Origin of the sequence: Azospirillum lipoferum 4B (genome assembly GCF_000283655.1) — a bacterium.
Lineage (GTDB): Bacteria > Pseudomonadota > Alphaproteobacteria > Azospirillales > Azospirillaceae > Azospirillum > Azospirillum lipoferum_C.
Genome location: NC_016622.1, coordinates 1475654 through 1488990, shown reverse-complemented (window position 1 = coordinate 1488990; position 13337 = coordinate 1475654). Strand labels below are relative to the sequence as shown.

The 13337-nt window shown below is 69.0% G+C and carries 11 protein-coding genes; 2 read left to right on the top strand and 9 right to left on the bottom strand.

Annotated features, from left to right (window positions below; genetic code table 11):
* Positions 1-5: 5 nt before the first annotated feature.
* A complete protein-coding gene (gene mutS / locus AZOLI_RS06835) occupies positions 6-2699 on the bottom strand; it encodes a DNA mismatch repair protein MutS (RefSeq protein ID WP_014247869.1) in 2694 nt (897 codons plus the stop codon).
* A 244-nt stretch (positions 2700-2943) separates the two neighbouring features.
* Here mutS and AZOLI_RS06830 point away from each other — a divergent pair, with 244 nt between their 5' ends.
* Positions 2944-3450, top strand: a complete 507-nt coding sequence (locus tag AZOLI_RS06830; protein ID WP_014247868.1) for a hypothetical protein — start codon at positions 2944-2946, stop codon at positions 3448-3450.
* A 16-nt stretch (positions 3451-3466) separates the two neighbouring features.
* On the opposite strand, the gene AZOLI_RS06825 is transcribed toward AZOLI_RS06830, so the two are convergent.
* The 5 genes from AZOLI_RS06825 to AZOLI_RS06805 all read right to left on the bottom strand — a co-directional run bounded on the left by AZOLI_RS06825 (position 3467) and on the right by AZOLI_RS06805 (position 9153).
* Positions 3467-4048, bottom strand: coding sequence for a class I SAM-dependent methyltransferase (locus AZOLI_RS06825; protein ID WP_014247867.1), 582 nt, complete (start codon positions 4046-4048; stop codon positions 3467-3469).
* A gap of 42 nt (positions 4049-4090) precedes the next feature.
* On the bottom strand, positions 4091-4810 hold the full coding sequence (locus AZOLI_RS06820) for an exopolysaccharide biosynthesis protein (RefSeq protein WP_014247866.1): 720 nt from the start codon (positions 4808-4810) through the stop codon (positions 4091-4093).
* Positions 4807-6702, bottom strand: a complete 1896-nt coding sequence (locus AZOLI_RS06815) for an ABC-F family ATP-binding cassette domain-containing protein (RefSeq protein WP_014247865.1) — start codon at positions 6700-6702, stop codon at positions 4807-4809. Before AZOLI_RS06815 ends, AZOLI_RS06820 begins: the two co-directional genes overlap by 4 nt.
* Before the next feature lie 69 nt (positions 6703-6771).
* A complete protein-coding gene (gene sppA, locus AZOLI_RS06810; protein ID WP_014247864.1) occupies positions 6772-8523 on the bottom strand; it encodes a signal peptide peptidase SppA in 1752 nt (583 codons plus the stop codon).
* Between the two features lie 57 nt (positions 8524-8580).
* Complete coding sequence (locus AZOLI_RS06805) at positions 8581-9153, bottom strand: peroxidase-related enzyme (protein WP_014247863.1); 573 nt, start codon at positions 9151-9153, stop codon at positions 8581-8583.
* Between the two features lie 176 nt (positions 9154-9329).
* On the opposite strand from AZOLI_RS06805, the gene AZOLI_RS06800 reads away from it, so the two are divergent.
* Positions 9330-10409 (top strand): response regulator, encoded by a 1080-nt coding sequence (locus AZOLI_RS06800; protein WP_014247862.1) that lies wholly within the window; start codon positions 9330-9332, stop codon positions 10407-10409.
* Positions 10410-10416: 7 nt separating this feature from the next.
* Here AZOLI_RS06800 and AZOLI_RS06795 read toward each other — a convergent pair whose 3' ends face one another.
* From AZOLI_RS06795 to AZOLI_RS06785, 3 genes are all read right to left on the bottom strand, one after another.
* Positions 10417-10713 carry a type II toxin-antitoxin system RelE/ParE family toxin gene (locus tag AZOLI_RS06795; RefSeq protein ID WP_014247861.1) on the bottom strand — a complete coding sequence of 99 codons (297 nt, stop codon included), beginning with the start codon at positions 10711-10713 and terminating at the stop codon, positions 10417-10419.
* 9 nt (positions 10714-10722) lie between these two features.
* Positions 10723-11019: a hypothetical protein gene (locus AZOLI_RS06790; RefSeq protein ID WP_162488004.1), complete on the bottom strand. Its 297-nt coding sequence runs from the start codon at positions 11017-11019 to the stop codon at positions 10723-10725.
* Positions 11020-11127: 108 nt separating this feature from the next.
* The gene (locus AZOLI_RS06785) at positions 11128-13200 is read right to left on the bottom strand and encodes a methyl-accepting chemotaxis protein (RefSeq protein ID WP_014247859.1); all 2073 of its coding nucleotides are present in this window, start codon (positions 13198-13200) and stop codon (positions 11128-11130) included.
* Positions 13201-13337 lie beyond the last annotated feature (137 nt).

Here is a 13337-nt window from a genome sequence, read left to right as displayed (position 1 = left end):
TTGGCTCAGTGCCGCAGCAGCCCGCGCAGGCGGTACAGCTCGTCGAGCGCTTGCCGTGGCGTCAGACTGTCCGGGTCGATTCCCGCCAGGGCTTCCTCGACCGGCGACGGTCCCGCAGGCGCCTCGGCCACCACTTCCGCTTTCGGCGCCGGCCGCTTCAACGCGGCGCTGAACAGCGGCAGGTCTTCGGCCAGCCGGTGGATCGTCGCGTTCTGGTCGCCCGATTCCAGCAGCTTCAGCACCTCGTCCGCCCGTCCGACCACGGCGGGCGGCAGGCCGGCCAGCTTGGCGACATGGATGCCATAGCTGCGGTCGGCGGCACCGGCGGTCACCTCGTGCAGGAACACCACGTCGCCCTGCCATTCCTTGATCCGCATGGTGTGGCAGGACAGCGCCGGCAGCTTGGAGGCCAGCATCGTCAATTCGTGGTAGTGGGTGGCGAACAGCGCGCGGCAGCGGTTGACGTCGTGCAGATGCTCGACGCAGGCCCAGGCGATGGACAGGCCGTCGAAGGTCGCGGTGCCGCGGCCGATCTCGTCCAGGATCACCAGGGCGCGGGATCCCGACTGGTTCAGGATCGCCGCCGTTTCCACCATCTCCACCATGAAGGTGGACCGTCCGCGGGCGAGGTCGTCGGCGGCACCGACGCGGCTGTAGAGCCGGTCGACCACGCCGATATGCGCCCGCTCCGCCGGAACGAAGCTGCCCATCTGGGCCAGCACCGCGATCAGCGCGTTCTGGCGCAGGAAGGTCGATTTACCGGCCATGTTGGGGCCGGTCAGCAGCCACAGCCGGTTGTCGGGCGCAAGGTCGCAGTCATTCGCCACGAACGGCCCGCCATGGGCGGCGTCCAGCACCGCCTCCACCACCGGATGCCGGCCGCCCTTGATGGCGAAGGCGAGGCTGTCGTCCACCAGCGGCCGGCTGTAGCGCCGCTCCTCCGCCAGTTCGGCCAGCGAGGTGGCGACGTCCAGCGCCGCCAGCGCATGGGCGGCCTGGGCGATGGCATCGGCTTTCGCCGCCACCGACTCCACCAGTCCGGCGAACAGCTCCAGCTCGACCGCCAGCGCCTTGTCGGCGGCTTCGGAGATGCGGCGTTCCAGATCCGACAGCTCCACCGTGCCGAACCGCACGGCATTCGCCATGGTCTGGCGGTGCATGAAGACCTCGCGCCCTTTGTCCGACATCAGCTTGTCGGCATGGGCTGCGGTGACCTCGATGTGATAGCCCAGCACGTTGTTGTGCTTGACCTTCAGCGACGGCACCCCGGCGATCTCGGCGTATTTGGCCTGCAGTCCGGCGATCAGCCGGCGGCTCTCGTCGCGCAGCGTCACCAACTCGTCCAGCGCATAGCTGTAGTCGCGGGCGATGAAGCCGCCGTCGCGGGCCAGCAGCGGCAGCTCCGGCGCCAGCGCCTGGGTCAGCTGGTCGACCAGTTCCGAATGGGCGCCGAGCCGCTTGTCGAGCGCCGCCAGCCCGTCCGGCAGCGGCATGGCGTTCGCCAGCAGTTCGCGGATCACTCCCGCCTGCCGCAGCCCGTCGCGGATGGCGGCCAGATCGCGGGGACCGCCGCGGCCCAGCGTCAGGCGCGACAGCGCGCGTTCGAGATCGGGACAGCTCCGCAGCGACTGGCGCAGGTCGCCGCGCAGCCGTTCCTCCGCCAGTGCGAACTCCACCATGTCGAGCCGGCGGCCGATGGCGGCGGGATCGGTCAGCGGGGCGGCGAGATGGGCGCAGAGCAGCCGGGCGCCGGCCCCCGTCACCGTGCGGTCGATGGTGGCGAGCAGGCTGCCGCGCCGATCCCCAGTCAGCGTCCGGGTCAGTTCCAGGTTGCGGGCGGTGGAGGCGTCGATCTCCATCACCGCGCCCGGCCCGACACGCCGCGGCGGCGACAGGCGGGGGACGCGACCCTTCTGCGTCAGCTCGACATAGCCGACCAGCGCGCCGGCCGCCGCGACCTCCGCCCGGGTGAAGCGGCCGAAGGCGTCCAGCGTGCCGACGCCATATTGGGTCAGCAGGCGCTGCTTGCCGTTCTCGCTGTCGAAACGCGGGGTGGGCTGTACGGTCAGCCGCGACTTCCATTCCCCCCAAAGCTCGAACAGCTCCGGCGTCTGCGACAGCTTTTCCGAGATCAGCACTTCCTGCGGGTCGAGCCGGCCGAGTGCGGCACCCAGCCCGGTCCGTTCCACCGGCTGCACCACCAGCTCGCCGGTCGACATCTCCAGCCAGGCCAGCCCCAGCCCGCCGGCGGTCTCCGCCACCGCCGCCAGCCAGTTGGAGGAGCGGGAATCGAGCAGGCTGTCCTCGGTCAGGGTGCCGGGGGTGACGATGCGAATGACGCCGCGCTTCACCACCGATTTCGCCCCGCGCTTCTTCGCCTCCGCCGGGTCTTCCATCTGTTCGCAGATGGCGACGCGGAAGCCTTGGCGGATCAGGCGCTGCAGGTAATTCTCGTGGCTGTGCACCGGCACGCCGCACATGGGGATGTCTTCGCCCAGATGCTGACCGCGCTTGGTCAGCGCGATGTCCAGCGCCGCGGCGGCATTCACCGCATCCTCGAAGAACATCTCGTAGAAGTCGCCCATCCGGTAGAACAGCAGGCAATCGGGATGCGCCTGCTTGATCTCCAGATATTGCGCCATCATCGGGGTGGCGTCGGGCGGGATGACGATTTCTGCGGTGTTGGACACGGGAACCATGCGGCGGTGGATGGGTGTTGTTTCAGGGGCGCACCCTATCACGGGATATGCAGCCGCGGGATAGGCGGGATGGCCGGTGTCGGGGCAATCGGGCGCGGATGACCGACCCCGGCTGCGTCCCCATGGCGGTTGACTGGCGCTTGCCGCCGGTCGCTACAATAGGGCAGGGCCCCGTTGGGATGCTTGCGGGGGAACCAGCGCGATCGGACGGAACTCCGACCATGAAAATAGGGAGACGGCCATCATGACGCAAACGACCCAGGACGCGGCGCCCGCCGAGGTGCGGGAGGTCGTTGCCCTCTTTTCCACCCGCGCCGGCTTCAACCAGGCGGTCGACGCGCTGCTGGCCGCCGGTTTTGACCGCGCCGACCTGTCGGTGCTGGCCAGCCATGCCTCGTTGGATGCGGCCGACCCGAAGGGGAGGCCGCGGGACGAGGCGCTGACCGGTCTGGTGGGCGAACTGAAATACGCCTTCCCCCTGACCACCGCCGGCCTGATCGCCATCGTCGGCGGCCCCATCGAAGCGGCGCTGGCCGCCCTGGTCGCCGCCGGTGTCGGCGGGGCGGCGATCAAGGATTATCTGGACGAGTTGACCAGCCACCCCAAGCCCGACGAGTTCACCCGCGCCCTGGAGGCCGGCGGCGTCATCCTGTGGGTGCGTGTCACGACGCCGGAGCAGGAACGGGAAGTCTCCGCCCTGCTGGACCGCGAGGGCGGCGGCAATGTCCATATGTCGGTGCGCGAGGCCTGAAGCCGGTGTTGGGCCGTCAGGCCCGCCAATAGCCCCAGACGGACGCGGGCGGCAGGTTCTGCAGGGTGAAGGCCAGCCTTCGGCCTTCAAGCCCCAGCGCCGCCCGGTCCAGGGGTGAATGCGGCATGAAGCTGTAGAGGAGGAAACGGCCGCCCGGCCGCAGGATGCGGAAGGTCGCGTCCAGCACTTCGCGCTGGAAGGCGAGCGGGAAGGTGATCATCGGGATGCCGATCACCACGGTGCCCACCTTGCCGCACAGCGACTCGCCCAACAGTTCCGGCGCCTTGCGGCAATCCTCGGCGAGCACGGTCACGGCGGGGCAGCGCTGCCGCAGATGACGGGCGAGATCCTGGTCGAGCTCGAAGCTGAACAGGCGGTCTGCCGGAATGCCGGACTCGAGGATCGCGGCGGTGACGGGACCGGTACCGCCGCCGAACTCCACCACCACCTCGTTCGCATCGCAGCGGATCTCGCGGGTGATGCGGCGGCGCAGGGATCGGGAGGATGGGGCGATGGACCCCATCGCCCAGGGATCGGCCAGCCAGCGGCGGAAGAACAGCCAGGATTCGGTAAGCGCGGCGGGTGCCGTCTCGGTCATCGGAGCCTCCCTGTGTCGGGACGGCCCTCGGCGACCGCCTTGCTACAGCGTTGCTGCCAGAAGTTGGTGACCTGCGTATGACAGGCTGCTCGCCACCAGCGTCAAAAACACCAGCGCCGCCAAGGTCAGCCCCAGCCCGACACCGATGGCGCCGCCGTCGCGCTCGATCAGCCCCAGCGAGATCAGCACCAGCGCGAAGCCCGGCAGCCAGCCAGTCAGCGGCAACGGGATGATGCAGGTCAGTGTCAGGATGAACAGCAGCATCCCGAACCAGCGCTCCTGGTCGATGCGGGCAAGGCGGTGAAGCCGCGGCTTCAGCATCCGTTCGATCCACACCAGCCGCGGCATGGCGGCATCCAGCGTGCGGGCGGCCAGCCCGGTGCCGATGGAGCGGCGCAGAAGCCAATCCGGCAACCCCGCCCCGCGCCGGCCGAAGGCGAGCTGGGCGGTATAGAGCAGGATCGGCAGGTCGAACAGGCAGGACACGCCCAGCGGCACCGGCGCGATGGTGGGCAGCGACAGGGCCAGCAGGATGGTGCCGAGCGACCGGTCGCCCAGCGCCCGGATCAGGTCGCCCAACGTGACCCGGCCGGCAGGCAGGTTGGCGCGGAAGCGGGCCAGCACGTCGGAGGTGCGTTCCTCCTCCACCTCGGCGGAGACCGCCGGCAGGGCGATGGCGCCGTCCGGCTGCGCGTCGCGGTCCAGCGCCTCGCTGTCGAACGCGCCGCTGCCGGCGTCGTCGATGTGCGGGCGGGCGTTCAAACGCCGGCCTCCGCCGCGGCGCTCTCGTAGGCTTCGAGCGCCTCCAGCCAGCTTTCCTCGGCGGTCGCCAGCTTCTTCTCCACCGTGCCGAGATCGATCTGGAGCTTGGTCAGCTTGTCCGACGGGCCGGTGTAGAGGGCGGGGTCGGCCATCTTTACCTCGATCTTGCGCTTTTCCTCGCTCAGCTTGTTCACCAGCGCCTCCGCATCGGTCGCCTTGCGCTTCAGCGGGGCGAGCGCGGTGCGCGCCTCGGCGGCGGCGCGGCGCTGGTCCTTCTTGTTCGGGCCGGCGTCGCGGTCCGGGCCGCCCTTCGCCACCGCACGTTCCGCCTTGGCGCGGTCCAGCAGGTAGCGGCGGTAATCGTCCAGGTCGCCGTCATAGCTCTGCACCGTGCCGTCGGCAACCAGCAGCAGCCGGTCGACGGTCATCTCGATCAGGTGCGGGTCGTGGCTGATGATGATGACGGCGCCGGGGAAATCGTTGATCGCCTCGATCAGGGCTTCGCGGCTGTCGATGTCCAGATGGTTGGTCGGTTCGTCCAGCATCAGGATGTGCGGAACTTCCCGGCTCATCAGTGCCAGCAGCAGCCGCGCCTTCTCGCCGCCCGACAGGCTGGCGATCTTGGTCTCCGCCTTGGCCTGCGGGAAGCCGAAGCGGCCCAGATGGGCGCGGACCTTCTCCTCCAGCGCCAGCGGCATGATGCGCTGGGTCTGCTGGATCGGCGTCAGCGACAGGTCCAGCTCCTCGGCCTGATGCTGGGCGAAATAGCCGATGCGCAGCTTGGACGACCGCCGCATCTCGCCGGCCATCGGCTGCAGCCGGTTGGCCAGCAGCTTGACCAGCGTCGACTTGCCGTTGCCGTTGGCGCCCAGAAGGCCGATGCGGTCCTCCATGTCGATGCGCAGGTTGACGCGGCGCAGGATCACCTTGTCGCCATAGCCGATGCTGACCCCCTCCAGCGCGATCAGCGGCGGCGCCAGCTCGTCCGGCGGCGGGAAGTTGAAGACGACCTCGGGATCGTCCTCCATCAGCGTGATCGACTCCATCCTCTCCAGCAGCTTCAGGCGGCTCTGTGCCTGACGGGCCTTGCTGGCCTTGAAGCGGAAGCGGTCGACATAGGACATCATGTGCTTGCGCCGCGCCTCCTGCTTGGCGGCCATGGAGGCGAGGCGTTCCTGGTTGGCGCGGCGCTGCGTCAGGAACTGATCGTAATTGCCGCTGTAGGTGACGAGCTTGCCCTGGTCGATGTGGATCGTGGTGGTGGGCACCGCGTTCAACAGCTCGCGGTCGTGGCTGACCAGCAGGATGGTGTGCGGGTAGTTCTTCAGATAGCCCTCGAGCCAGATGGTGGCCTCGAGGTCGAGGTGGTTGGTCGGCTCGTCCAGCAGCAGCAGGTCGGGGCGGGAGAACAGCACGCCGGCCAGCGCCACGCGCATGCGCCAGCCGCCGGAGAAGTCGGAGCAGGGCCGTTGCTGCGCCTCGGCGTCGAAGCCCAGGCCAGAGAGGACCTGCGCCGCCCGCGACGGGGCGGAATGCGCCTCGATGTCGGCGAGACGGGCATGGATTTCGCCGATGCGCATCGGATCGGTCGCCGTTTCCGCCTCCGCCAGCAGGGCGGTGCGTTCGGTGTCGGCGGCCAGCACGGCGTCGATCAGGGTGGTCGGGCCGCTGGGGGCCTCCTGCGCCACCATGCCCATCCGCATGCCGGCCGGCAGCGTGACCGCGCCGGCATCGGTCTGCAGCTGGCCCGAGATCAGCTTCAGCAGGGTTGATTTGCCGGTGCCGTTGCGGCCGACCAGCGCAACGCGGTGCCCCTTGGGCACGACCGCGGTGGCGTGGTCGAACAACACTCGGCCGCCGAAGCGGAAGGTCAGGTCATTGATGTGCAGCATAGCGGCGAGGATGTAGCACGGGACCCCGCGGATTTGAAGCGGGCCCCGCCGGTTGGCACGGCTTTGTCCTCAGCGCTCCAGCGTCATCGCCGGCATGCGGGCCTGCACGCCGTCGCCCTGGACGGCGGCGACCAGCGGGCGCAGCTGGGCCAGCAGGGGGCGCAGCTCCGCCACCGCGGCCAGGGCGCCGACCAGTTCGCCGCGGCCGGACATCAGCTCCATCAGCTGGTCGGTGACGGATTTGGGCGGTGGGAAGGGGGTCAGCGTCACCGCGGCATCCGGGGACAGGCCGGCGGCGGTGCGGGCCAGGGTCAGCGCCTGGTCCTGCCCGCCCAGCTCGTCGACGAGGCCGAGCTCGCGGGCCTGCGCGCCGGTCCACACCCGCCCCTTGGCGACGTTGCGCGCCTGATCCGGCGACATCCGGCGGGATTCGGCGACCCGTTGCAGGAAGTTGGCATAGGTGTCGTCGAGGATGGCGTTCAGCCGCTCTGTCCCGCCGTCGTCGAAGGGGCGCACGGGCGACCACATGCCTGCATTGCGGGCGCTCTGCACGCGGTCCCAATGGACGCCCAGCTTGTCGGACAGGCTGGCAACGCCGAACTTGCCGGCGACGACGCCGATGGAGCCGGTGACGGTGGCGGGCGATGCGACGATGCGGTCGGCCGCCAGCGCAATCCAATAGCCACCCGACGCGGCGGCGTCGCCCATGCTGGCGATCACCGGCTTGCCGTTCTGGCGCGCCTTGACCAGCGCCCGCCGGATCGCCTCCGACGCGGAGACGGAGCCGCCGCCGCTGTCGATGCGGAACAGGATGGCGCGCACCTCCGGATCGTCGGCCGCCTCCTCGATGGCTTCGACGATGGTCTCCGACCCGGCTGCGACCTCGCCCAGCGCCGGCTTTTCGCTCTTGCCGCCGGTGATGGTGCCGACGGCGTGGATCAGCGCAATGGTCGGGCCGGCATCGTGGGGACCGCCGGCCACCGACAGGTAATCGAACGGCTCCACCAGCTCCGCCCCGGCACCGGCACGCTTCAACGCCTCGTCGCGGGCCTCGTCGGCATAGCCGAGCCGGTCGACCAGCTTCCGGTCCAGCGCCTCGCGGCTCAGCAGCGGGGCATTGTCCATGGCGGCCCGCACTGCGGCGGGGGCGAGGCGCCGGCTGCTGGCGATGCCCTCGACCAGCTGGTTGGTGAGGTCGGCGACCAGCGCCTCCATCATCTCGCGGTTGGCCGGGGTCATGCCGGACTTGGTGAAGGTGTCGGCGAAGCTCTTGTATTCCTCACGCTGGGCGAATTGCGGCTGCACGCCCATCTGGTCGAAGGCGTCGCGGGCGAAGGGCAGTTCCACCGACAGGCCGGTGATGCCCAGCGTGCCCAGCGGCTGCAGCCACACCTCGTCGAAGGCGCTGGCCAGCAGGTAGGAGCGGTTGCCCGGCCCGCCCCCGCCATACTCCTCGGCGAAGGCGACGGCGAAGCGGCCGGAGGCGCGGAAGCGCTCGATGGCCGCCCGCAGCTCCTGCGTCTGGGCGAAGCCGATGCTGTCGTCGCTGAAGCGGGCCAGCACGCCCTTCACCTTGGGGTCGCGCCGGCCGCCGTCCAGCGCGTCCAGAACCTCGCGCAGGGTCGTCTGGTGTTCGAAGAAGCTGCCGATCCTGCCGCTTTCGCTCTCGGCCAGCGGCTTGGTCAGGTCGAGTTCCAGCACCACCGCGTCGGGCAGGGCGGGTTCGTGGCGGACGGCCAGCACCACCACCGCCACCGCCCCGGCCACCAGCAGGAAGCCGATGACGGCGAACAGTCGCACGAAGAAGCGGACGATCCTCATGATTCCAACCCTGTGTGGCCTCGGTGGTGCCGGACGACCGGCGCTGAAGAATCAGCGTTAACGATCCTGGCTGTGGTACTCGCGGTTGGGGATCATGTCCACCGCGGTCGCGAGACGGTTGGACATGTTGTAGAAGCCGACCGTATCGGCAATGTCGAAGATGTCCTCCGCGCTGAAACCGACGGCGCGCAGGGCCTCGCGGTCAGGCTCGCCCACCGACATCGGCTCCTTCGTCAGCTTCCAGGCGAAGTCGAGCATGGCGCGCCGGCGCGGTTCCAGCGGGGCGACGCGATAGTTCGCGACCAGCATCTCCCCCAGTTCCGGGTCGCCCGACAGCTTGCGCACCGCCTGCCCATGGGCGACGAGGCAGTAATAGCAGTGGTTGGCCGAAGACACGACGACGGCGATCATCTCGCGCTCCAGCTTGCTGAGGCCGCTCTCACCCAGCATCAGCTCGTTGTAGACCACGGCGAAATTGCGCAGCTTCTTCGGTCGCAGGCTGTAGGCCTGGAGCACGTTGGGGACGAAGCCCAGCTTTTCCACGCATTTGTCGAACAGCGCCTGCATGTCGGGGTCGAGCTCCGGCTTTTCCGGCAGGGGAAGGGCCATGACGTGATCGGGCTGCGGCATCGGGCGATTCCTCTCGTTGTTGGTTGGTGCGTCTGTTTGCCGGGCGGAGGGTAACCGCGGCGGCGCCTCCTGTCTCGTACGGCTTGTCTCTCGCCAAAGCTGACTGGCTGTGCCAGAACCGGGCGTATTGAATGCGGGGATATGGCCCGTTCTACCAAACAGATGGCGCCAATCAGATGGCGATGACCCAGCCGAAGCTCGATCTTCTGTCCGTCCTGGTGGTGGAGGACAGCGGCTTCATCCGCGCGGTTCTGACCGCCACCCTGCGCACCATCGGCATCGGCCGGGTGGAGGGGGTGGCGAGCGGTGCCGACGCCATCCGCTGGCTGGAGGAACGGCGTGCCGCACTGCCGCCGGGGACCGCCCCGGTCGACCTGATCCTGTCCGATCTGGTGATGCCCGAGGTGAACGGGCTGATGCTGCTGCGCTGGATCCGCTACAGCCCGAAGAGCCCGGACAAGTTCCTGCCGGTCCTGATGCTGTCGGGCGCCGCCGACCGCCAGTATGTGGAGCAGGCGCGGGATCTCGGCGCCACCGACTTCATCGCCAAGCCCTTTTCGGCGCATACCATCGCCAGCCGGCTGCTGTTCGCCATCGCCCGGCCGCGCCGCTTCGTTCTCGCCAAGGGCTATTTCGGCCCGGACCGCCGCCGCACTGACAAGCCGGTCGCCATGGATTGCCGGACGACCGCGCCGTCGGAAATCCTGGTGGTGCACAGCGCGTCGAAGGCACGTGGGATCGACCGCTTCCCGGTGATCTATTTCGACCTGCCCAACCGGCTGGGCGCCAAGGTCGGCCTCGCCCCACGCGACCCGGTTCCCACCCTGCCGCCGGAGGTGCTGGCCGCCGCGGAGGAGGAAATCCTCAACCGGGCCGGCGACTATGCCGTCTGGATCGGGGCCGAGGTGGAGGAGATGGGCCGCCGCGTCGACCGTCTACCGCGCGAACCGGACGCCGTGTCCGGCCTGCTGGCCCAGGTCAACCGCTCCGCCCACGAGATGCGCGGGCAGGGCGGTATCTTCGGCTATCCGCTGATCACCCACATCGCCAAGTCGCTCTACGAGGCCACCTGCGGCGGCCTCACCGCGGTGACCGCCAACGAGCACCTGCTTTTCAAGGCCCATGTGGACGCGATCAAGGCGGTGATGACCGGCCGCGTCAGCGGCGACGGCGGCGCGACCGGACAGCAACTGCTGGCCTCGCTGGAGGTGGCGAAGCGGAAATACGCCAAGGCGACGGAGATGGGGCGGGGGTGAGGCTGTCCTATTCCTGGATCAGCCGGGACAGGTCACGAGCGCCGTGAATGATCCGGATCACAACCACCCGATCCGGTTCGGTGTGGCAGTAGACGATGACGTATGGCGGCAAGGCCAGGCTGCGCAGACAGGTGCCGAGATCAGGTCGTGGGCGGCCGATGCCGGGAACCTTGGCAATCTTCCGGCAATGTTCCCGGATATCCAACACCAGACGAACGGCGGCGAGTGGATTCTCGTGTGCGATGTAATCGCCGATTTGCTCCAGGTCGGCTTCCGCTGCCGCCGTGAGTTCGAGCCTCGCCATGCCGGGCGGTCAGTCCCGACCCGGGTGTTTCGCCCCGGCGTATTTCGCGATCAGACGCTCGAACACCTGCTCGCCGTCGATGGTCCGGCCGGCCTCGGCATCGTCCATGCCAACCGCGATGTCGTCCCGCAACGCCTGAACGCGCTCGTCCTCGCTTTCCTCGACGGGCTCCACCGTCACGCGGAAGCGCGTCCCCGCCTGCGGGCGGAAGGGCAGCGCGGCGGCGATCGCCCGCGGCAGCTCTTCTGCCAGGATGGTGGTCGTCACCTGCCGGGGGTGTTCCGGCGGCATTCGGGAAACGGGCATCGCAGGAGCCTCCGGGGCGGACGCGGGGCGGGACGGGAGCGCGGCAGGGCATCGTCAGGATACACGCCTCACCCCGGGGAGAACAGCGGGGACGCCCTCCCCATCCCATTACCCCGCCCTGATCTGCCCGATGAAATCCGTCACGTCGCTGCGCAGGCTGTCGGCGTTCTGCTTGAGGGCGTCGGCCATCGACAGCACCTCCTTCGCCATGCTTCCGGCGCGGCTGGCCTCGGTGCTGACCAGGGCGGCGTTGTGGGAGACCTGATCGGTGCCGTCGGCCGCCTGCCGGACGTTGCGGCCGATTTCGGCAGTTGCGGCATTCTGTTCCTCCACCGCGGCGGCGACGGCGGAGATGTTCTCCTCGATGCGGGTGACGACGGTGCCGATGTCGCCGATGGCCTGCACGGTCTGGCCGGTGGCGGACTGGATTTCGGCGACCTTGGCGGTGATGTCGTCGGTCGCCTTGGCCGTCTGACTGGCCAGCTGCTTCACCTCGCTCGCCACCACGGCGAAGCCCTTGCCGGCCTCGCCGGCCCGTGCCGCCTCGATGGTTGCGTTGAGGGCGAGAAGGTTGGTCTGGCTGGCGATGTCGGTGATCATCCGCACGATCTCGCCAACCTGCTGCGCGGCGTCGCTGAGATCGGCGATCACGCCCGCGGTGTGGCGCACATCGGTGACGGCGCGTTCCGCCATTTCGGTGGAGCCCGCCATCTGGCGCCCGATCTCGGCGATGGAGGCGGTCAGTTCCTCCGTTGCGGCGGCCACCGCCTGGACGTTGCTGGACGCGCCTTCCGATGCGCGGGCGACCGACAGCACATGCTCTTCGGTGACGGAGGCGATGCGGCTCATCTGCTCGGCGTTGCCACGCAGGCCGGAGGCCGCGCCGGCCAGCCGTTCGGCTACGGATTCGATGTGGCGGTCGAACTCCGCCACCAGCCTCTCCAGCCGCTCGGCCTCGCGCAGGCGGTCCTCCTGCTGCCGCTGCTGCTGGGCGGCGAGCCGGTCGGCTTCGGCAAGGCTCAGGCGGAACTGGTCCAGGCGGCGGGCCATGGCACCCAACTCGTCGGCGCGTTCGGCCCCGGCGACGGTCAGCTCGCGCTCGCCCGCTTCCATCCGCGCCATGTCCGTGTTCAGGCGGCCAATCGGACGGGTGATGTTTCGGGCGACCAGCACGGCGGCCAGCGTCATCGCCACCAGCAGAACGGCCACCCCGGCGATCACGCCGGTAAGGCGTGCCATCGACTCCCGCACGTCGCGGCTCGCCAGCGCGATCAGGTCGTCGGCCACCCGTGTTTCGACGGTGCGCAGCATATCGATGGTGACGGTGATGGCGTCGAACCACTTGCCGGCATCCACCCCCTGGTTACCGGCGCCATAGGCGGAGGCGACGCCGATCCGGCGCATCCGCTCCACCTCCTCCACGACGCCGCCGGAGACGGTCCGGTCGAAGAAGGCCGCTTCGTCGGCCGTCATCTTGGCCTTCAGGCCGGACATCAGCGCCTTGTATTCGCCGTTCAGCTCGATGAAGCGTTGATGCGCGTCCGCCGGGAACCGGTCCTTGCGGAAGGCGGCGCCGCCGACCGCACGCTGCTGCCCCAGCCGCTCCTTCGCCTCCGACAGGGAAACCATGGCATCGGCGGCGCGCAGCTGGTCGCTGTCGTCGGACATCGTGCGGGCTTGGCCGGCGGCGTCCAGCAGCTTGCGGATCATGACCGTGTAGCTCGCCACCGTCTCCAAGGGCGACTGGCTCATGGCGTTCACGCCGCTGCGCAGGCCCGGCAGCTGCGACAATGCGTCGCGGGCGCTGGCAATCGCCGCAGCCACATGGGGATCGCGGATGCGTGCATCGGCGAATTGCGGCATCAGCTCGGCCAGCTTGCCGTCCGACGCCGTCCGCACCGTTTCCATCCGCCGGCGGTCCTCGTCAAGCTTGCCGCTGAGAAACACCGATGACGAGCCGCGCTCCTTCTGCAGCTCGTGCACGAGGCTCGTCATGCCGACCGACAATCGGGTGACCGACGCCAGATCCTCGGCGCGGCGGCTCGCCTGCCACTGGTCCCACACCAGCAGCGACGATGTCACGACCACGCCGGCCATCGGAATGGACAGGGCGAGCGCCAGCTTCCGCATGACGCGCATATTGCCGAGCAGGCGGTCGACGACCTTCAAAAGCGAAACCATCTCGTATCTCCTGCAGACCGGACCGTCCGATCGCGTGCGGGTGCTTCTGCCATGCATTCCGCCATGAAGGTATGGAAGCTAATGAGTTAAGGCACAGTTAGGTTTAACCACGATATAGTTGAGAGAAATACTCGGCA